This window comes from Desulfurobacterium pacificum, from assembly GCF_900182835.1.
In the GTDB taxonomy this organism is placed as follows: Bacteria; Aquificota; Aquificia; order Desulfurobacteriales; family Desulfurobacteriaceae; genus Desulfurobacterium_B; species Desulfurobacterium_B pacificum.
Window position 1 is genome coordinate 538,511 of the sequence record NZ_FXUB01000001.1, and the last position, 19,163, is coordinate 557,673.

At 41.4% G+C, this 19,163-nt stretch carries 23 protein-coding genes; 6 read left to right on the plus strand and 17 right to left on the minus strand.

What is annotated here, in order from left to right; all coding sequences use genetic code 11:
• The first annotated feature begins 139 nt into the window (after positions 1-139).
• From QOL23_RS02670 to QOL23_RS02680, 3 genes are read left to right on the plus strand one after another with little or no spacing between them, the layout of a single operon-like run.
• Entirely contained in the window at positions 140-1,927 is a 1,788-nt protein-coding gene (locus QOL23_RS02670) for a thiamine pyrophosphate-dependent enzyme (protein WP_283400041.1), read from the plus strand.
• Positions 1,924-2,448: an indolepyruvate oxidoreductase subunit beta gene (locus QOL23_RS02675; protein WP_283400042.1), complete on the plus strand. Its 525-nt coding sequence runs from the start codon at positions 1,924-1,926 to the stop codon at positions 2,446-2,448. Before QOL23_RS02670 ends, QOL23_RS02675 begins: the two co-directional genes overlap by 4 nt.
• Positions 2,436-2,906, plus strand: a complete 471-nt coding sequence (locus tag QOL23_RS02680; protein WP_283400043.1) for a hypothetical protein — start codon at positions 2,436-2,438, stop codon at positions 2,904-2,906. The genes QOL23_RS02675 and QOL23_RS02680 overlap by 13 nt, the downstream gene beginning before the upstream one ends.
• Here the strand turns inward: QOL23_RS02680 and QOL23_RS02685 are convergent.
• From QOL23_RS02685 to QOL23_RS02760, 16 genes are all read right to left on the minus strand, one after another.
• A complete protein-coding gene (locus tag QOL23_RS02685; protein ID WP_283400044.1) occupies positions 2,875-4,989 on the minus strand; it encodes an HD domain-containing phosphohydrolase in 2,115 nt (704 codons plus the stop codon). The genes QOL23_RS02680 and QOL23_RS02685 overlap by 32 nt on opposite strands.
• Positions 4,989-5,492, minus strand: a complete 504-nt coding sequence (locus QOL23_RS02690; protein ID WP_283400045.1) for a hypothetical protein — start codon at positions 5,490-5,492, stop codon at positions 4,989-4,991. The genes QOL23_RS02685 and QOL23_RS02690 overlap by 1 nt, the downstream gene beginning before the upstream one ends.
• A 31-nt stretch (positions 5,493-5,523) precedes the next feature.
• Entirely contained in the window at positions 5,524-6,213 is a 690-nt protein-coding gene (sfsA, locus tag QOL23_RS02695; protein ID WP_283400046.1) for a DNA/RNA nuclease SfsA, read from the minus strand.
• Positions 6,210-7,604 carry an NADPH-dependent glutamate synthase gene (gene gltA / locus QOL23_RS02700; protein WP_283400047.1) on the minus strand — a complete coding sequence of 465 codons (1,395 nt, stop codon included), beginning with the start codon at positions 7,602-7,604 and terminating at the stop codon, positions 6,210-6,212. The genes sfsA and gltA overlap by 4 nt, the downstream gene beginning before the upstream one ends.
• Complete coding sequence (locus tag QOL23_RS02705) at positions 7,604-8,452, minus strand: sulfide/dihydroorotate dehydrogenase-like FAD/NAD-binding protein (protein ID WP_283400048.1); 849 nt, start codon at positions 8,450-8,452, stop codon at positions 7,604-7,606. The genes gltA and QOL23_RS02705 overlap by 1 nt, the downstream gene beginning before the upstream one ends.
• Positions 8,453-8,525: 73 nt before the next feature.
• The gene (locus QOL23_RS02710; protein ID WP_283400049.1) at positions 8,526-8,795 is read right to left on the minus strand and encodes a type II toxin-antitoxin system RelE/ParE family toxin; all 270 of its coding nucleotides are present in this window, start codon (positions 8,793-8,795) and stop codon (positions 8,526-8,528) included.
• Complete coding sequence (locus QOL23_RS02715) at positions 8,773-9,060, minus strand: type II toxin-antitoxin system RelB/DinJ family antitoxin (protein ID WP_283400050.1); 288 nt, start codon at positions 9,058-9,060, stop codon at positions 8,773-8,775. The genes QOL23_RS02710 and QOL23_RS02715 overlap by 23 nt, the downstream gene beginning before the upstream one ends.
• A gap of 63 nt (positions 9,061-9,123) precedes the next feature.
• On the minus strand, positions 9,124-9,777 hold the full coding sequence (locus QOL23_RS02720) for a histidine phosphatase family protein (protein WP_283400051.1): 654 nt from the start codon (positions 9,775-9,777) through the stop codon (positions 9,124-9,126).
• 36 nt (positions 9,778-9,813) lie between these two features.
• The gene (gene der, locus QOL23_RS02725) at positions 9,814-11,247 is read right to left on the minus strand and encodes a ribosome biogenesis GTPase Der (RefSeq protein WP_283400052.1); all 1,434 of its coding nucleotides are present in this window, start codon (positions 11,245-11,247) and stop codon (positions 9,814-9,816) included.
• Positions 11,244-11,867, minus strand: coding sequence for a hypothetical protein (locus tag QOL23_RS02730; RefSeq protein WP_283400053.1), 624 nt, complete (start codon positions 11,865-11,867; stop codon positions 11,244-11,246). Before QOL23_RS02730 ends, der begins: the two co-directional genes overlap by 4 nt.
• A 147-nt stretch (positions 11,868-12,014) precedes the next feature.
• A complete protein-coding gene (locus QOL23_RS02735) occupies positions 12,015-12,560 on the minus strand; it encodes a hypothetical protein (protein ID WP_283400054.1) in 546 nt (181 codons plus the stop codon).
• Positions 12,557-13,036, minus strand: a complete 480-nt coding sequence (locus QOL23_RS02740; RefSeq protein ID WP_283400055.1) for a hypothetical protein — start codon at positions 13,034-13,036, stop codon at positions 12,557-12,559. The genes QOL23_RS02735 and QOL23_RS02740 overlap by 4 nt, the downstream gene beginning before the upstream one ends.
• Positions 13,037-13,074: 38 nt before the next feature.
• Positions 13,075-13,242: a hypothetical protein gene (locus QOL23_RS02745; RefSeq protein ID WP_283400056.1), complete on the minus strand. Its 168-nt coding sequence runs from the start codon at positions 13,240-13,242 to the stop codon at positions 13,075-13,077.
• Entirely contained in the window at positions 13,217-13,690 is a 474-nt protein-coding gene (gene pfdA / locus QOL23_RS02750; RefSeq protein ID WP_283400057.1) for a prefoldin subunit alpha, read from the minus strand. Before pfdA ends, QOL23_RS02745 begins: the two co-directional genes overlap by 26 nt.
• A gap of 16 nt (positions 13,691-13,706) precedes the next feature.
• On the minus strand, positions 13,707-14,417 hold the full coding sequence (locus tag QOL23_RS02755) for a hypothetical protein (protein WP_283400058.1): 711 nt from the start codon (positions 14,415-14,417) through the stop codon (positions 13,707-13,709).
• Positions 14,418-14,426: 9 nt separating this feature from the next.
• Positions 14,427-15,119 (minus strand): TIGR00703 family protein, encoded by a 693-nt coding sequence (locus tag QOL23_RS02760; RefSeq protein ID WP_283400059.1) that lies wholly within the window; start codon positions 15,117-15,119, stop codon positions 14,427-14,429.
• 200 nt (positions 15,120-15,319) lie between these two features.
• On the opposite strand from QOL23_RS02760, the gene QOL23_RS02765 reads away from it, so the two are divergent.
• The 3 genes from QOL23_RS02765 to QOL23_RS02775 are packed head-to-tail and all read left to right on the plus strand — an operon-like array spanning position 15,320 to position 16,961.
• Positions 15,320-16,441, plus strand: coding sequence for a KamA family radical SAM protein (locus tag QOL23_RS02765; protein WP_283400060.1), 1,122 nt, complete (start codon positions 15,320-15,322; stop codon positions 16,439-16,441).
• A 20-nt stretch (positions 16,442-16,461) separates the two neighbouring features.
• Positions 16,462-16,644 carry a hypothetical protein gene (locus QOL23_RS02770; protein ID WP_283400061.1) on the plus strand — a complete coding sequence of 61 codons (183 nt, stop codon included), beginning with the start codon at positions 16,462-16,464 and terminating at the stop codon, positions 16,642-16,644.
• Positions 16,629-16,961 carry a type II toxin-antitoxin system PemK/MazF family toxin gene (locus tag QOL23_RS02775; protein WP_283400062.1) on the plus strand — a complete coding sequence of 111 codons (333 nt, stop codon included), beginning with the start codon at positions 16,629-16,631 and terminating at the stop codon, positions 16,959-16,961. Before QOL23_RS02770 ends, QOL23_RS02775 begins: the two co-directional genes overlap by 16 nt.
• Here QOL23_RS02775 and QOL23_RS02780 read toward each other — a convergent pair.
• Complete coding sequence (locus tag QOL23_RS02780; RefSeq protein ID WP_283400063.1) at positions 16,958-19,129, minus strand: IGHMBP2 family helicase; 2,172 nt, start codon at positions 19,127-19,129, stop codon at positions 16,958-16,960. The two genes, QOL23_RS02775 and QOL23_RS02780, sit on opposite strands and share 4 nt — an antisense overlap.
• Positions 19,130-19,163: the final 34 nt, after the last annotated feature.

Below are 19,163 nucleotides of genomic sequence, written 5' to 3' on the forward strand. Positions count from 1 at the left end.
ACTACAACAAGTGTTAAAAAGTTCTTTTGAAAAAGGAAGATTTATCAACTTTTAAACTGAATACCATTTCTTCCTTCCAAATCTCTGACTTTCAGGATGGTAGAATTCATGAATTAAAATTCATTCATGGGAGCAAAGTATGAAGAAAACGCTTCTTGGAAACGAAGCAATAGCGTGGGGACTGCTCTACGCCGGCGTTGACTTGATGTCTGCGTATCCGGGAACGCCGAGTTCAGAAATTTTAGAAACCTACCAGAAAATAATAAAAGAGAAAAACCTGCCTGCCTGGAGTGAGTGGGCTGTAAACGAAAAGGTTGCCTACGAAACGGCTTACGCCGCAGCTATAACGGGCAAAAGAGCAGCCTGCGGAATGAAGATGGTTGGATTGAACGTTGCGTCAGACCCGCTGATGAGCAGTGCATACATAGGAAATAAAAGTGGATTTTTGATAATTTCGGCAGACGACCCGGGATTTTACAGCTCTCAAACGGAACAGGATTCAAGATATTTTGCAAAGTTTGCAAGAATTCCAGCTCTTGACCCTTCTAGCCCGCAGGACGCCTTTCACCTTGCAGTTAAAGGAATTGAAATTTCCGAACAGTTTGAGATACCGGTGCTTTTAAGACCCGTTTTAAGAGTGTGCCATGGAAGGCAAATCGTGGAAATTCCGGATTTTGAGTTTAAAGGCAGAGAAGGAAAGTTTGAAAGGGATATAAACAGGTGGGCTGCCGTTCCGAGAAATCCGAGACTAAAGCAGGGATACGAACTACTTGAAAAGTTGGAAAGAATAAAGGAATACAACTACGAAGAGTTTTTAAAACCGCAAATAGAAAAACTAAAAGGCGGAAAGCTTTTAATAATAGCTTCTGGAACGGATTACGCTTACGCTTTGGAAGTTTTAAAAGATACGGGATTGAAGGCAGACATCATAAAAGTTGACATGCCGACGCCTTTACCGACTGAACCTTTTGAAAGGTTAGGAAAGCTTTACGAAACGATAGTGGTTTTTGAAGAAACCTATCCGCTGATTGAAGAGCAGATAAAACACGTAGGAAACGTGAAAGGAAAGCTGACGGGCGACGTTTTTGCGATAGATGAAGCTACTCACGAAAGGATTGAAGAAACGTTTAGAAAGTTAGGATTTTTAGATAAAAGCGTTTATACGGGAATTGAGTTTGAGGGAGAAGTTCCTCAAAGAGTTCCGGCTTTGTGTCCCGGATGTCCTCACAGAACGGTGTTTTTTGCAATGAAGAGAGTATTTGGGAATAAAGCGATATATCCGTCTGACATCGGCTGCTACACGTTAGGTTTAAATCAGAAAGCGGTTGACACGGTTTTATGCATGGGCGGTTCTGTTGGGCTTGCGTGCGGATTTTCAAAATCTGACAAAGAAAAACCGATAGTTGCAACGATTGGAGATTCTACGTTCCTTCACGCCGGAATTCCGCCTTTGGTTGACGCCGTTGCCAACAAACACAGGTTTGTTCTGGTAATAATGGACAACAGCACTACCGCGATGACGGGACTTCAGCCGACGCCGGAAAGAATTGGTGAGGTGAGCATTCCTAAAATCGTTGAAGGGTGCGGAGTAAAGCCGTTTGTCTTGGAATACGACGGCACAATAGGAACGACGGTTTCCTTCTTTAAAAAGGTTAAAGAAGCCTACGAAAATTCTGAACTTCCAGTTGTGGCAATAGTTAAGGAGTTCTGCACATTTGATAAGGAAAACGTAAAACTGCCCGGTAAGTTCGCAAAGGTTGACCCGGATAAGTGCACCGGTTGTAAGGTGTGTATAAACGAGTTTGGATGCCCGGCTTTTGAGTGGAAGGACGGCAAGGTGGAAGTTAACCCTTACTTCTGCGTTGGGTGTGGCGTATGTCTTTCAGACCTTTGCCCGTTTGACGCGTTTGTGGAGGTAAAAAGATGAGATATCAGATAGTTTTAACGGGAGTTGGCGGTCAGGGAACGATATTCTTGGTGAAGCTCCTTTCAAGGTGCGCCTTAAACAGAGGAATTGACTTTATAGGAACGGAAACGCACGGAATGGCGCAAAAGGGCGGAACGGTTATTTCCTACTTGAAAATTGGAGACTTTAAAGCACCGCTGATAGGAAGGGGAAGGGCAGACCTGCTTTTAGGTTTGTATCCAACAGAAACTTTAAGGTTTCTGCACTACTTAAAGCCTGACGGCATTGTTGTTACAAATGGAGGGGAGGATTTTCCTGAAATTCCGTTTAAAACGTTTAAAGTTCCTGCTTCTGAACTAGCAGTAAAGGGGGAATTTAACGTTAAGTCACTCAACGTATTTTTACTTGGATTTGCGATGAAGCATCTTGAGGATTTTCCGTTTACGAAAGAAGAAGTTGAAAAGGCGATAGAAGAAGTTGTTCCTAAATTTGCAAAGGCTAACCTTGAAGCTTTTAACAAGGGGTATAGTTGGAGAGAGTGAGGGGATTTTTATTCCTGCTTTTAGCCTGGAGTACTTTGGGGACCATAGGTCCCTTCCTTTCTTACTTTAGCCTTCAAAAAGCGGGCTTCAGTGAAGAAAGAGCGTTAACTTACTCTGTAGTCACTTTTTTAGCAGACCTATTGAACGTTTTACTCTTGGCACTTGTAATAAAAGCTCAAGGTATGAAGTATTCTGAAGCTGTAGAAAAGGCAACATTAATCTACATTCCTGTTTGGCTTTCTGACGTTTTTGACGCAGAACAACAACTAAGGGTTTTGAGTAATTTAGGTTTGCTGGTCAGTTTCTTTGTTATCTACAGGCTTTTTAGGAAAAATTTTATAAAAATTTCTGTCTATCACCTGATTTTATACGTTTTAAACGCAGCAGTATCGGAGTGGATAGCTACCAATCCGCTTCTAAAAACTATTATTGAGGACGCTGCCACTCAAGTTCGGTAAGTTCAGTCTTTAGTAGTTCAACGTTGTCTACGTTGTAAAGTTCGTTAAGTTCTAACCTTACACCGAGTTCTTTCTCTATTAGCTTGACTTTCTCAGAAATCTCTTCGTTGGAAACAGAAGAAGGAACGAAGAAAACAAAATTATCGCCGGAGTATCTAACGATAGAAAGTGGTTTTATATGCTTTTCTATAAGTTGAACCAAGCTTTTAAGTATTCTATCACCTTCCTGCCAACCTTTTTTGACGTTAATATCTCTCAGTTTCGTTACATCTACAGAGAACGCCTTGAGTGAAGGAGAACGTTCTTTTGAAAGGGCAAGGGCAAACTCCAGCGCACTTCGGTTGTAAGCACCTGTAAGGTGGTCTCTGAGGAAATAGTCAAGACGGCGTTTTTCTATTTCTGAAAGGATTCTGTAGTCTAAAAACTCTTTTCTGCTTTCGGGAGGATTTTCCCTTAACAGAATCGGTAGAGCTACTTCAACAACATCTGGGTCAAAGAGTTTTCCTGCAAGTTCTTTTATCTCTTTTACTGCTTCTTTTTTACTCATACCTTTTCTGTAAATTCTATCGCTTGTCATCGCATCAAAGGTATCTGCTACAGCGATTATCCTTGCATCTATCGGTATTTCGTCTCTCCTTAAACCTTCGGGGTATCCAGAACCGTTCCACCTTTCGTGGTGATACTTAATACCCGTAAGAGAAACTTTGAGCGGCTCTATATTTTTCAATATTTCATAACTTAACAGAGGGTGAATTTTAATTATCTCGTATTCCTCTTCAGAAAGTTTCGCCGGCTTTAAAAGAATGCTATCGGGAATTCCTATCTTTCCTATATCGTGGAGAAGTGCAGCCATGTATATTTTAGAAACTTCAGAATCAGGAAGTCCTAACTCTTTGGCAATCCTTTTTGAGTAATACGCCACCCTTTCTGAATGACCACGAGTGTAAGAGTCACGAATTTCTATGCTCCGTATGAAACTTTTAATTACCGTTTGCGTTAGTTTTTCCTCTCTATCTAACTTTTCTTCCAATTCCGATATGAGGTTTTTAATTTTTACTGAAACTCCTATAGATTTAGCCACATTTCTTATGAAATTCTTGACTTCCTCTGGAAGTTTTTCTTTTTTCCTCTTAAAGAAAATCACGTATCCTAACGTTTGTGAGAGAACATTTAAAGGCATACCGAATATGTATTTGATTCCTAATCTCTTTTCCTCTGCAGAGAAAAGACTTTCTTTACTCGTCTCAACCTCTCTGTTTAGTTCAAAAATGTAAGGCTCAATACCGTTAAGCTCATCTTTGTTTCTTTTAAGGGAAAAGTGAGTTTTAGGGGTAATTACTTTTATGTTGAAGGTGTTGTCGTTAGAAAGAATACCTATCATAACGCCGTCAGTTCCTGTAATCTTCAGAACTTTCCTCATAAGCTCTATAAATTCTCCATTAAAACCTTTGCCAACAGTTAAAAGCTGAATGAAGTTTGAAATCAATTCAGCCCTTTCATCCCTTTCTTTTATACTGTCTATCATCTTGTTGATGCTTTTTCTGATTCTGCCGAATTCATCTTCGCCCTTTTCAGGGATTTTTTTCAGTTCACCGGATTGAATCAGGTCAACGTCTTTTCTGATTCTGTTTAAAGGGTTGAGGTAGAGTTTTTTCAAAAAGATTACGATGAGGAGCTGGAGAAAGAGAAGGACTGCAAGGATGGAAAGGGAAACTTTTTGGGCTAAAGAAGAAGCAGATTTTTCTATCCTGCTTTTATCAAGTTCTATAGTTACATTCAGAGAACCATCCGGGAAAATGAGTTTTTTAGTTATCTGGTAGGGAGAAGGAGTTTGGGGGGTGGAGAAGGTTACGTGGGAGATGAGGGGGGATTTTTCCAAAACAGCTTTAAGTTCTTTTCTTTTTGAAACACTGCCTGTTGAAACAGCTACAACTTCAAGGTACTTTTCTACGTTCAAAATAGCTTGTCTCTTTAAATTATCGGACGCAAGGTAAAAAGTAACGAAATAACCTACTATTCCCATGAGAATTGAAATTGTTAGAATCACCAAGGTCAAAAGCCAGTACTTGTCCTTTAATCTCATTACCAACCTTCACACGAGAAAAACTTTATACCTTTCGGGATATAAATCCTCTCTTCTCTTTCTAAAACTTTCTTAACTGCCGGGTCTTTTAAATAGTCTATTCCCGACCCCCAACCTTTTAAAAAAGCAATTACTTTCTTTTGTTCCTTTAGAAAAGAATTCTTAACAAGGAGATAGTAAAAATCCCCTCTCCACTCCGCTATTTTACACAACTTCACCCAGTCGCTAAGCTTGGAAGTAATAAAGTCTGCTGTTTTCTTATCGGTCAAAACAACGTTATAGGTTGAAAAGTTCAAAAACTTAATCAATTCCTGAGAAGAACTTACTACGTCCGTAGAAACGTTCAGGTTCTCTTTTGAAAAGAAAGAAAAAAACTCAGCAGCTTTAATGGGAGAAAGTAGAAACTTTTCATTGGTTATTACGTTAACATCTGTTTGACCACACGAAAACAAAACAAAAACGCACATACATAACAAGAGCAAGGAATTCAACAGCTTTTTCATGGGGAAAATTGTAACTCAATCTTTCGTAAATTCAAACAAGTTTAATTAAATCATCAGGTGAATAAAAAACTCTCCGTCCGTCAAAAGAAAGGGATGCAGTAACAACTTTTAAACCTTCAGAAACCGCCTCTTCAAGAACTCTTGAAAACTCTGGGTCTGTGTTGCGGTTAGGAGAAAAACGCGAACACTTTCTCAAAAGAAGAAAGAGGACGTAAGGTTTAAAACCTTCTTTTTTAAGTCTTATTAATTCTTCAACGTGGCGCTTTCCTCTTTCAGTAGGAGCATCAGGAAAAAGGCAGGTATCATTTACTACTAAGTTACAACCTTTAACTTCAACGATGGCACTATCGTCAATCAAAAAGTCAAAACGGCTACTGCCAATTTTCACTTCTCTTTTAATCCTTTGAGGCTTAAATCCCAAAATGCCTAAGTTTATCAGCTTTTCAGCGATAGCAGAGTGAAGAGAAGTATTTATCAGCACCCACTCATCTTTACTTTTTATCCCTACTAACTTAAAGTCGAGTTTACCTTTAGGATTTGAAGCTAAAGTTACAGGAGAACCTTTTATCAATAGTTCTTCAAGCCTGCCGGTATCTGCAACGTGGGCTTTGAAGACTTTTCCGTCAACCTCTACTGAAGCGGTAAATCTGTTTTCTCTAAAAAGGAAAACCCCCGGCGTTAAAGTGCCGAGGGCTTCCTCAACGTTAAGTATCTCAATCATTTGTTCATTACGTATTCGTGAATGGCTTTTGCCGCCTTTCTACCGTCTCCCATCGCTAAGATAACGGTGGAACCGCCCCTTATCACGTCTCCTCCGGCAAATACGCCCGGAAGGTCTGTCATAAGCGTTTCTGGGTCAACTAAAACTTCGCCTTTCTTTCCTCTTTTAATTTCCTTAACGCCTTCAACTACAACAGGGTTGGGTCCCTGCCCGATAGCCATAACTACCGTGTCAACCTCTATCAAGAACTCTGAACCGGGAATAGGAACAGGTCTTCTCCTTCCGGACTCGTCAGGTTCGGAAAGCTCCATCTTCACGCATTCAACAGCTTTAAGCCAGCCGTTCTCGCCGACAAATCTAACGGGGTTTGTAAGCGTTTTAAAGATTACGCCTTCCTCTTTAGCGTGTGCAACTTCCTCAACTCTTGCAGGCATTTCGGCTTCTGAACGGCGGTAAATTATGTAAACTTCTTCAACGCCTTTAAGCCTTTTAGCAGTTCTTGCAACGTCCATTGCAGTGTTACCGCCGCCGATTACAGCGACTCTTTTGCCGGTAAAGATTGGAGTGTCGTATTCTGGGAACTTGTTTGCACCCATAAAGATTACTCTCGTTAAGAACTCGTTCGCAGAGTAAACGCCATTAAGGTTTAAGCCTTCAATGTTCAACATGTAAGGAAGCCCTGCACCGGAGCCGATGAAAACAGCATCAAACTCTTCAAGGAGTTCGTAAATGGTTTTTGTTTTACCGACGATAAAGTTAACCTTTAACTTAACTCCTAAATCCAAAAGGAAGTCAAGCTCTCTCCTAACGGTTTCGTTTGGAAGCCTGAATTCAGGAATACCGTAAACTAAAACGCCGCCAGGCTCGTGGAGGGCTTCAAATATGGTAACGTCATGCCCCCACTTTACAAGGTCTGCCGCGCAGGCTATACCTGCCGGACCTGAACCAACGATTGCGATTTTCTTTCCTGTCTTTTCCTTTATTTCAAATTTCTCGTATCCAACAGACGCTTCGTGGTCACCTGCAAAAGCTTCCAGCGCTCCGATTGCTACTGGGTCTCCTACCTTACCTATTACGCAGGCGCCTTCACACTGAATTTCCTGCGGACAAACCCTTCCGCAGACAGAAGGCATGATGTTTTCCTCTTTAATCTTCCTTGCCGCTTCTACAAACTTACCTTCTGCAATGAGTTTTATAAACTGGGGAATTGGCACATTAACGGGACAGGCTTTAACGCAAGGCATGTGTGCACACTGGATACAGCGCTTTGCCTCTTCCATTGCAAGCTGAGGACTGTAACCCAACTTAACTTCTTTAAAGTCTTTTATCCTTTCCTGAGGGTCTCTTTCAGGAACCGGAACTCTTTTCTTTATAATTTCTTTCTTAGCCATTATTGCCCCCTCTTACAACCGCAGTGTTTCTCCTGGAATCTCTCCATTGCAACCTTTTCAAGGTCTTTGAACATCTTTAACCTGTTCATAAGCTCGTCAAAGTCAACCTGATGAGCGTCAAACTCAGGTCCATCAACGCAGGCGAACTTGGTTTCGCCGCCGACGGTTACTCTGCACGCACCGCACATTCCCGTTCCGTCAACCATTATGGGGTTAAGGGAAGCAACTGTTGGAATGCCGTATTTTTTAGTAAGGTCTGCAACTGCCTTCATCATGGGAACGGGTCCTGCGCATATAACCATGTCTATCTTTTCGCCGTCGTCTATGAGCTTTTGAAGGGCATCGGTAACGAGTCCCTTCATTCCGTAGGAACCGTCGTTAGTCGTGACGATTACCCTGTCTGCCAAGAGCTTCATTTTGTCTTCCCAGAAGATAAGCTCCTTCTTTCTGAAACCCATAATAACGGTAAGCTGGTTGCCTGCTTCTTTAACGCCCTGACAGATATGGTGGATGGGTGCAAGACCAAGTCCGCCGCCGACTGCTACGACATGTCCCCACTTTTCTATGTGGGTTGGCTTCCCTAAAGGTCCTACAACGTCTTTTATACAGTTGCCCTCTTCAAAGCAGGAGAGGTGGAAGGTGGATTTTCCAACCCTTTGAACCATTAGCGTTATTGTTCCTGCTTCCGGGTCCTTTTCGGCAATGGTAAGAGGAATTCTTTCGCCTTTTGCCGTAACCCTTACGATAACGAACTGCCCAGGTTGAGCTTTTGCAGCAATTTCTGGCGCTTCAATAACGAACTCATCAACGTTTTCTGCAAGTTCTCTCTTTTCCACTATTTTGAACATATTACCCCCACAAAGGTTGGTTTTAATAGGTGATAGGGGAATTTTACTGAATTGTTAAAAAAATGTAAAAATTTTATTCAAAGAGCTGGTTATGACTTCCTATACGAACGAGAATAACTTCATGGAGCGTTTTTCTGTAAATCACTAAAAGGTCTCCACCTAAATGGAACTCTCTAAAGCCCTTCCAATCTCCAATTAGGGGATGGTCTTTAGCTTCTGGTGGAAGAGGTTTTCCATCAATCAAAAGAGAAAGGTACCTGACCAGCTTTTCAAACTGCTTATCTGTTAAGGTAACCCTGGTCAGGTCTTTCTTAAACTGCTTATGTCTTTTTAGTTTTAACACGAGATTCAGCCTCTAAAACCAATTCCTCCAGCGAAGCTTCCTCTAAATTTTTACCTTTCACTGTTTCTTCCATAACCTTAAGTGTTTCTTTGTTGGGAATGCGCACCTTAAAGGGAATTCCGTTTTCTAAAACGACCTGTGCCAGAAATATGTTGACGGCATCAGACAGGCTTAAACCATAGTGGGACAAAATTCTCTTCGCTTTTTCTTTAATTTCAGAATTCAAATACAAGTTACTCCTTTCCTTCTTAACAACTTCGTTCACATTCCACTCCAAAATAGGCTTACACCTCTGAATATACACAATGTTTGCGCAAAATCAACACAACTAAAGGGATTTTTGAACTTCAAAGTCTATCTCTTTGCCTAAATGTCCGGTAGCGTTGGCAACGTGAACAACTACTTTTTTGGTTTCTGGGTCATATTCCAAAACGGTAATGCCGCAGTTAGCCTGCTTGAAAGCCCAGAACTTGTTAAGGTCGGTTTCTAAAAGGTGGCACATCAACACTTTGTTCGTTGCATCGTGTCCTACGATAACTATCAGGTCGTCGTTGTCGTGCTCCTTTACCACTTCTTCAAAAGCCTTGACGGCTCTATCGTAAACATCTTTCAGGCTTTCGCCGCCCTCACCTGGCATCTTAACTTCGGCAGGTTTTTCTCTCCAGAGCTTTAAAAGTTCAGGATACTTTTCTTCTACTTCTGAAGCAAGCATTCCTTCCCACTCGCCGTGGTCTATCTCTTTAAAGCCGTCTTTTAATATGACATCAAGGTTGTGGTGCTTTGCAATTTCCAAAGCGGTGTCTCTACACCTTGAGAGGGGGCTGGAGTAAACGGCTTTAATGGGAAACTGCTTAAGAGCTTCTCCCACTCTCCTTGCCTGCTCTTTTCCTTCTTCATTTAAAGGAATGTCCATCTTTCCTTGATATCTGCCTTCAGCGTTCCATACGGTTTTGCCGTGTCTTACCAGGATTATCTTTGGCATGGTTCTCTCCTGTTAAAAATTTGACGGGAATTATAACTAACGTTTCTTAAAGACAATTCTTATAGGAATTTTGTTAAAGCCAAACTTCTCTCTCAAGCGGTTTTCTAAAAAGCGGCGGAAAGATTTCGGAATTCCTTCCGGATAGTTGGAAAAGAGAAGGAACGTCGGCGGTTTCGTTTTAACCTGCGTTCCGTAGTAGATTTTTACGATTTTGTTTTTGTAAACCGGCGGCTGATGGATTTCCATAAGTTCTCTCAAAGCTCTGTTGAACTCGCCGGTTCTGACCTTTTTGGTGTACTGCCTGTAAACGTCTTTTATCTGTTTTAACAGCTCTTTCAAGCCTTTTTTCTCTTTTGCAGAGATGAACACCCTCGGGGCAAAGGGAATGAAGTCAAAGTTCAGGTCAAGCTCTCTGTGGAGGCGCTCCCAGTCTTTTTCTGACTGGAGGAGGTCTGTTTTGTTAACGGCTAAAATGACGGGCTTAAACTTTTCAAGGGCTATGCCGGCTATTTTTGCGTCTCTGTCTGTTGGACCTTCAACGGCGTCAATGAGGAGGACAACAACGTCTGCTCTGTCTATAGCGTCAAGGGCGCGCAGGTAGGAGTAGTATTCTATGTCTTTGATTTTCCCTCTGCGCCTTATTCCTGCGGTATCTATGAAGATGAATTCATCGTCGCCGATTTTAACGTAGCTGTCTATGGCGTCGCGGGTGGTTCCGGGAACGTCGCTGACTATGGCGCGCTCTTCTCCGACGAGGGCGTTGAGGAGGGTGGATTTTCCCATGTTGGGACGACCGACTATTGCAACTTTTATCGGTTCTTTTTCTTCCTCTTCTATCTCGTATTCCTCGCCTGCCTCTAAAGAGTCTGCAAGCTGGTCAAGTTCGGCGCTGGCTTCTTCTGTAATCAGCTTTTCTGCTTTTTTTCTCCTCTCTTCCTTTTCAAACTCTTTTTTGGCGGTTTCTTTGAGGTCGGGGGGGAGGTGGGTGAGGATTTTTTCGGTTAAGGTAGGAATGCCTATTTTGTGAATCGTTGAAATGGGGATAACTTCGTCAAAACCAAGGCGGTAAAAGTCGTAAACCATGTCTTCCATGAACGGCTCGTCAACCTTGTTGACTGCAACGATTACCGGCTTTTTCCACTTTCTCAAAATCCTCCCCACTTCCTCATCTAAAGGCGTAATTCCCTCTTTACCGTCAACGACAAACACTATAATGTCAGCCTCTTCCATAGCCCTTTTCGCCTGCTCGGTCGTCTCCTTCGCAAAACCCTCTCCGGAAGTGTCAACGCCGCCGGTATCAACTAAAATAACTTTGTGGTCGTCCAAGTCAGCTTCCTGAACGATTCTGTCCCTTGTAACGCCGGGAGTGTCGTCTATTATGGCTACTTTCTTTCCGATGAGGCGGTTGAAGAGGGAGGATTTTCCAACGTTCGGTCTCCCCACTATCGCCACTACTGGAAGTCTTTTCATACCTCCTCCGCCATTACTATATCGTAAAGTTTTTTAAATACGCAGGTAAACTCAATATTCTCATCGTAAGCAAAAGGAAGCGTTTCTATCTCCCACAACTCTTCCCCATTATAAAGAATTCTCACTCCCACAAAAGCCACGTCAGGAAGTTCCCTATAATAGTATTCCTTATCTCCCTTTGAAAGCGCTTCACTATAGAACTTCCTAAGCTCTTCAGCTGTATCAAAATTAGTTGTCGTCGGAATCACAAACTTCAATGCCGCATAAGTATTACCACACTTCTTACACTCTCCGCTTCTCTGCATAACTTCCACCGCTGTCCTAAACTTACCTTCCTCTACCAACTCCTCTATCATCTCAATAAAATCAACAAACGGTTCATCCTCCTCACCAAAATAGATTTCCTGACCCGTCTCTTCCAGCCTGTCCGGATATATTACTGCAAGTTCTACACCACAATAGGGACATTCCACTGGAGTCCCTTCTTCCGAAACTGGTTCTACAAGACCTACTAACCTTTCAAAAAACTCAGTCATATCGTACTCATCTGCCACAAGTTCAATAGGTTGGCTGCACATAGAAAAATCGTATTTATAGTTTCTGTTAACAAAATCCTCCATTATCGCCTCCCAAACAATTAGAGTTATTCCAGTTCTAAAATTTAAGCCCAAAGGCTACTCCTTACTAAATCTTAGCCTAAAAGAAAAAGAGGGGGAAGCTATACGCTTCCCCCTTGATAAGTTGGGGTGGTCATCTCGGGGGGAGATCTACGTTGCCATTGTTCTTTTTATTAATGCGGCAACGTAATAATCTGCTATCAATTCCATTATCCACACTATCAACACAGGAATTGCAGCCCCAAGCATAAACCCTTCTGCTATAGGTGCCACCGTGAGAGACGTAACGATATTCAACCCAAACAGAAGTGCAAAGGAAAATACCAGAGCAAACCCCAGAAAAAGAGCGTATTTGAAAGGCTCTAAATAACCTTTCCACAACATAATTATAGAAACTTCACTTAAATGTTCAAGCTCTTCAATGGGTTTTCCTGTCTTTTTTGCAATTTCTTCTTTGTCAAGTTTTGCCTCTTCTTCTTTATAAAGGGCATTTGACACATCAGCTATAGCACCATAACCGAAAATTAATCTATTTGCAAAAAGCCAGAAGATAATGAACCCTATCAAAAAGGCACCAACTTCAGGGTTGGCTGCTATAAACGGAGTTAACGCAAAAATCCCCGTAACCATCAAAACAATAAACAAAACGAAAGCTGCAAAAAACAGCCACCAAACCAACCTCTCTTTATTCATCACTTCTTACCTCCTTTTGCTTTAGCAGAAGCAACTCCCATAGTAAACGGATGAACTACAGTATAAAGGTCACTGGAAAGTGGTTGCATATAGGTAAACGTTGCTAAAACAGCATCACCAAGCTCTAACTTCTCCGTTCCAGGCTTGAGCTTTAACTCAACAGATGTAACAACTCCGGGAGGCAACGTTACGTGAACAGGAATGTGGGAAACTACGTAAGCTTTCTCTTTAGAATTTTTGCCTGGCGTGAAAACAAAAGACTCTTCAACTATAGTCAAGGGCATACCACCTGGGTTTAAAATAGAATAAGTAATGGAATGCTTATCTTTATTGTACTTCGCATCAACAACGATAGGAGAACCAGGAATAGAAGCTATCACTTTTGCCACAGTTCTTCCAGTGAAAAATTCCCCTATTGTCCAGCCTAAAAGTAAAGATACGATTATTGCGAAAAACACTATAAGTGACGGTCTTTTCATCACTTTCCTCCTTAAACTTTTTTAGTAGGGGGAGCGGGCTACTCTTCCGCTCCCTCAGAGTTAAATTTTTCCAGTAGTTTCAAGGCTTCTTCTTTCGTTACTTCCACCATAAGATTCCCAAATCGGTAGAAAATCCTCCTCCCTTCCGGAAGTTCCTTAATGAAGGAAATAAGCTCTTCCTTACTCTTTACCTTTTCCTTCTTCATTTTCTGCCTCTTCAGTAGCTTCAGACTGACCATGCTCCCTGATTTTCTGAGTAATTTCTTCAACTTTTCCGTAGAGACCTACCATCGCCTTCTCAAGCACTTCTCTTAATGCAAGCAGCGCAGTAATTTCCTTTTCAATTTGCTTAACAGCCTCATCAAATGGAAGCTCAACAGAAATACCGCTACCGATGTCAATAACTACCTTATCAACATCTTCCAACTTTGCACCTACTTGAGCTATCCTTCCAACAGGAAGAAGAACTTCCTTACCAGCTCCAAGGTCTTTCAAGTTTTTGAGGGTAGTTATAGTGTTTCTGTACTCAGATACCAGAATATCAATCTGAGCAATTTCTACTCTCAAAGCTTCAATTTGAGAGATGTAGCTCCTTAACTCCCTGTTGAGTTCAGCCATTTTCTTGTCATCTTTTTTCAATAACTTCTTAATCATGACTCACCTCCTATAATTAGGGTTTTATTTCACACCAACCAGCAGTTTGCCTCTCTCTTGGAAAGAAAAGAACTCTTTTAGGTCTTATGTCCATCTTCAGAGTTTCCATCAATCTTTCTCTAACTTCTTTAATTCTCCAGAAGAAAAGTAGATATCCCCTATACCTTACTTCAGTCCACATACCAAGCCTTAAAGGAATTTCCCACCGCTTCATATCGTTAAGCAAAGGTTGATAGAACTTTTCCACAAGCGGATGGTCTTTAAGCATAGACATCTCCATCCTTGCGAGCGCCTCGCAAAACGAATGCGCAGCAGGTTTTACTTTCTCAGGTATGGAAAAATCCCCCCCAACACTCCCTACAAACACTTCCGTCCTGAAACTCTCAACCTCTTCCCATTTTTTCAAGTCAAAAACCTCTACTTCCACCTCTTTTATTTCACCATCAAGCGAAAGACGCTCCGGAATCACTATCTCTTTAACAAAGGAATACTTCTCAGCGATTATCCTTTTAACGTCACCTATTACAGCTTCTGGATTGAGATGCTTCCTGAGCAAATACGCCTTTACCTTAGATTCAATCTCCTTATCTTTCTTTATGTAGTAATAAACAAGAGCACTCTCTATCCCTTCCTTTAATACGTTTCCAGGCAGGAACGGAACGCCCTGCTCATCTCTCGGAAAACCTTTTCTGGCAAAAATCAAAGGTGTCCAGGTGTAAACAATCATCCCTCCTCCTTACTTAAACGCAGCCAAGATTTTGTCTGCTTTTTCTGCAATATCTATTTCAAAGAGCGCAATAGTCGGTAAAAGCCAGGAAACTCTGAAACGAGCATCCCCATCTTTATTCTCTCCAAAGTAAGCAAGAGCTACTCTTCCAAAACCTGCTTCCTTCTCAACCTTTTTGGCTTCTCTCAAAAATCTCCTCGCAACGTTCGGGAGTTTCTCAAACGGATAAGGCTTACCTTCCTGACCCCTCTGTTTCACAAGCTCTGTAGCAGTTCCAACATTTCTTAAAGCCTCAATTAAATGGTGCAAACGATGTTTTTTGAAGTAAGCTAAAAGCAGAGAGGCTGCAGGAAGACGAAGAATTTCTATGTTCTTATCACCTTCTCTCAGCTCACCGACAAGGTAAGCTCTACCCTCTTCCATCTCTATATGAGCAAAAAGCTTTTTATTCTTGGGCATCTCCGAAAGAATTTCTGTTACTTCATACTTGATACCCTCCTCTTCATAAACGTCTCCCGCTTTTCTCTTGCCATACTCCGCAACGAAAAAGGTTTCCTCACCACCTTTCCTACCTAAAATAAGGTCAAGACCCCAGCGTTTAAGCGTCTTGAACTTAAATTCCCTCTCCTTTTCAGGTTGACCTAAAGTTTCAAAAACCAACGTGTTTAAAGCCTGAATCTCCCTCAACTCCATCAAGTTCATTCTCTTTATACCTCCATATTTCTGTTTCTACTAAATTAATTTAGGTTAGCTAAAATATTCTGTCAAGAAATTTAAAGGAATATTTTAGAAAGGTTGACGAATTCTGACACAAGGACTATTTTGATATATAAATTTCGTTAATTAATTCAAAGCACTCAATTATTAAAATTTCGCAAAAACCGATTAAGGAGTGGTATGTCATGAAAATCCCCGGCTTTTCCACCTTAGAAGAGATAGAAGAAAATTTCGGCTTTAAAATACCTGCTCAGGAAAAGAAAAAACTGAAAAAAGTTCTTCAGCGACACCCCATGTTCATTCCCGACTACTACGCCTCTCTAATCAACTGGGAAGACCCAAACGACCCGATAAAACAGATAGCGTTCCCCTCCGTTGACGAGTTAGACGTCAGCGGTTCATACGACACAAGCGGCGAAAAGGAAAACACCGTCCTAACCGGACTCCAGCACAAATACAGAGAAACCGCTCTACTGCTTGTAACGAACAGGTGCGCCGGCTACTGCAGGCACTGCTTCCGCAAAAGAATGGTTGGAATTCCAACAGATGAAACGGTCAAACTCTTTGACGCTGCAGTTTCATACATAAAGGAACATCCAGAAATCACAAACGTTCTCATTTCCGGCGGCGACCCGTTAGTTCTTCCTACAGAAGTGATTGAATACTTCCTTTCAGAACTTTCAAAAATCCCCCACCTCAAATTCATCCGTTTCGGCAGCAGAGTTCCCGTCTTCTATCCGATGCGAATTTACGATGACACAAAGCTTTTAGAAGTTTTCTCAAAATACTCAACGCCGGAACGCAGAGTTTATTTGGTAACCCACTTCAACCACCCAAGAGAAGTAACCCAAGAAGCAAGAAAAGCTGTTGACGCTCTCATAAGGTCTGGCGTTCCCGTAAGTAACCAGACGGTTCTCTTAAAAGGCGTTAACGATAACCCAGAAGTTTTAGCCACCCTAATGAAAGAGATAACGTCAGCCGGCGTAATACCTTACTACGTCTTCCAGTGCAGACCTGTAAAAAGAGTGAAAACCCACTTTCAGGTGCCTTTAAAGAAAGGATACGAAATAGTTGAAAGAGCAAAACAGAAACTTGACGGACACGCAAAGCGCTTTAAATACATAATGTCCCATAAAACAGGAAAGATTGAAATCGTAGGCATAATAGGAAATGAAATCTACCTAAAATACCATCAGGCAAAAGATTTCAAAAAAGTAGGAAAGCTGTTTAAGAGAATCCTAACGCCAAACGCAGGCTGGCTTGACGATTTGGCTCAACCAAAAGAGTGCGTAGCAGCAGTTGTATAACACCTTCAGGGAATAGATTGATGACAAACAAAGAACTTTTAATGGAAAAACTGGAAAAACTACCAGATAGATACGTTGAAAAAGTGCTTGAGTTTATTTCCTGCCTGGAAAAATCCAACTTAGAGACAGCTATTTTGAGTGAATCCTCCCTTGAGAAGGACTGGTTAAAACCGGAGGAAGAAGAAGCTTGGAAAGATTTATAAAAGGTGATGTAGTAGTTATCCCTTTTCCATTTTCCGATTTAAGTAACGCTAAAAGAAGACCAGCATTAGTAGTAGCAAACCTAAAAGGAAACGATTTAATTCTCTGTCAGATAACAAGTCAGAAAGTTAAAGATGAATATTCCATACCCCTTACAGATAAAGACTTTACAGAAGGAAGCCTGAGAAAGCCGAGTAACGTTCGCCCGAATAGAATCTTTACCGCAGATAAAAGTATAATTCTCTACAAAGCAGGACGTATTAATACCCAGAAGCTAAACGAAGTAATCCAGAAAATTATTGAAATTCTACAATCTTAATTACACTTTTCGTAAACGCCCTTCTCCTTAACGTATTCAATAAACCTTTTATAAGTCGGATGGGAAGAAAGCGTTTTAGCGTTTCCGACGCAGATAAGCTTCCTCTTTGCCCTCGTTATAGCAACGTTTAACCTCCTTAAATCTTTCAAAAATCCTATCTCACCGCTGTCGTTTGAACGAACGAAAGAGATAACAATAACTTCCTTTTCCCTTCCCTGAAAGCCGTCAACAGAATTCACTTCCACTTTGGTTTCCTTCTCAATAAAAAGCTGCTTTAAAAGTTTTACCTGTGCAGCGTAAGGCGTTATCACTCCTATATCTTTCTTCTCAAGCCCCATCTTCAAAAGTTCTGAAACTAAGCTAACGCAGATTTTCGCTTCCTCGTAATTCTCGTAAGACGTTGAACCTTCAGCTTTAAACTCATAAGCGTTAATGGTAGAAGTATCCAAAAAGGCTAAAGGAACTTCAGGCGCTAAAACCTTTTCAAACTTAGTGGGACTGGAAACGCCTAAATCTTTAAGCGTTCTATTCTTAACTTCTTCAGCAGCTATTAGCTTCCCATCGTAAAACTCTTTATTGGGAAACTCCATTATCCTTTCATTCATTCTATACTGAATCTGCAGCATGCTTGAAAGCTCAGGATGCGCCTCTATTAAACGTTCAAAAAGCGTCTTTTCTAACTCTTTTGCTTCTTCGCTGGCAACGGTAGGCGGAAGTTGCTTGTGGTCTCCTGCTATGTAAAACCTATCAGCCCTCATTATAGGAATAAGCGTTGAAGGTTCTACCTGCTGGCTTCCCTCATCTATAACGGCTACGTCAAAGTGGAAACCTTCTAAAAGCTCCGATTTAACCATTGAGTTGGTAGATATAACAACGTCCGCGTCAGCAATGATTTCTCTGAAAATTATCGCTTCCATCTCTTTCAAAGCTTTTATGCGAACGTCTATCTCGTAGTTGGCAAGAATCCAGTTAGCCATTGAACGGAGCGTTTTTTTGGGAACTCCCCTAAAGCTTTTACCTTTCCTTCCAAAGTAAACTATCTCATCGTCGCTCATTCCTCTTCTTAAAGAGGGAACAGGCTTTGTAAACTGGTCCCTCTTCTCTATAAGCTCTCTAACCTTCTGCCAGCCTTCTCTAACCTTTTCTGCCTTTTCGTGCTCTTCAAACAGCGCGTAGATGGAAAACTTTTCAAGCTCTTCCAAAACTCTTGCCGGATGCCCTATCCTGACGAGTTTCAGCTCAGGATACTTGCTCAGGTTTAAGAGAATGTTGTCCGCTGCTATGTTTGAATCAGCAGTGGCTAAAACTTTATTGCCCCGTTTTACCAATTGAACGATAAGCTCTGTAATCGTTGACGTTTTTCCCGTTCCCGGAGGTCCGTGGATGAGGAAGAAGTGGGGGGAAGAGAGGGATTTTTTAACAGCTTTTAGCTGCGTTTCGTTCAAACGTTTATCGGCAGGTTCAAACTCAAAACTTTCCGATTCAGGAAGTTCCGGCTGTTTCAATCCAACAATAATGTTTCTTAATTCCCTCTGCCTGCCAACGGCATGTCTCAATTCTTCTAAATTCTCTTCCATCCTCTTAAACGTTACGTCGTTAACGTAAAGGTCTATTCTTACGCCCTTTTTATAAACCCAGTTGGGCGGTCTATTATCAAAAGCAACGGTTATAGTCTTTTCTGTCAGCCTGGTTACCGTTCCCAAAAGGTCACTTTTTAAAGGATTTCCCTTACTAACTAAAACGATATCTCCCGTTGAAATTTCCGTCTCTATCGGTTTTTCCCTCCAGAAGCGAACCAGATGCAGGTGAAATTTTGTTCCTGCTTTACTTCCTTTCAGGTCAAGAATCGCTCTACCTAATAATTCCCTCTCTCTTCCCGATAATCTCCTTATTTCCTCTTCCTGCGCTTCAATTTCAGCTATTCTTTCAATATCTATCAGATATTTAAACTTCTCAACGTAGTTGTGAACGGTGACAATCTCTCTAACAGTTTCCTCATCGGGAACGAAATCTTCAAAAACTCTGCAAAGAGACTCATCTTTAAGGAAAATCAACGTTTTTCCGTTGGCTATATACGTCTCTTTAACGTCACCCTTCTTTAGTCCTAACTTTTTAAGCTCCCTTTGAAACCTCTTCCCGTCATAAATTCCTTCAAGAAGTATCGGCATTTAACACTCCAAAAATTAATATTGCTAAGAGTGA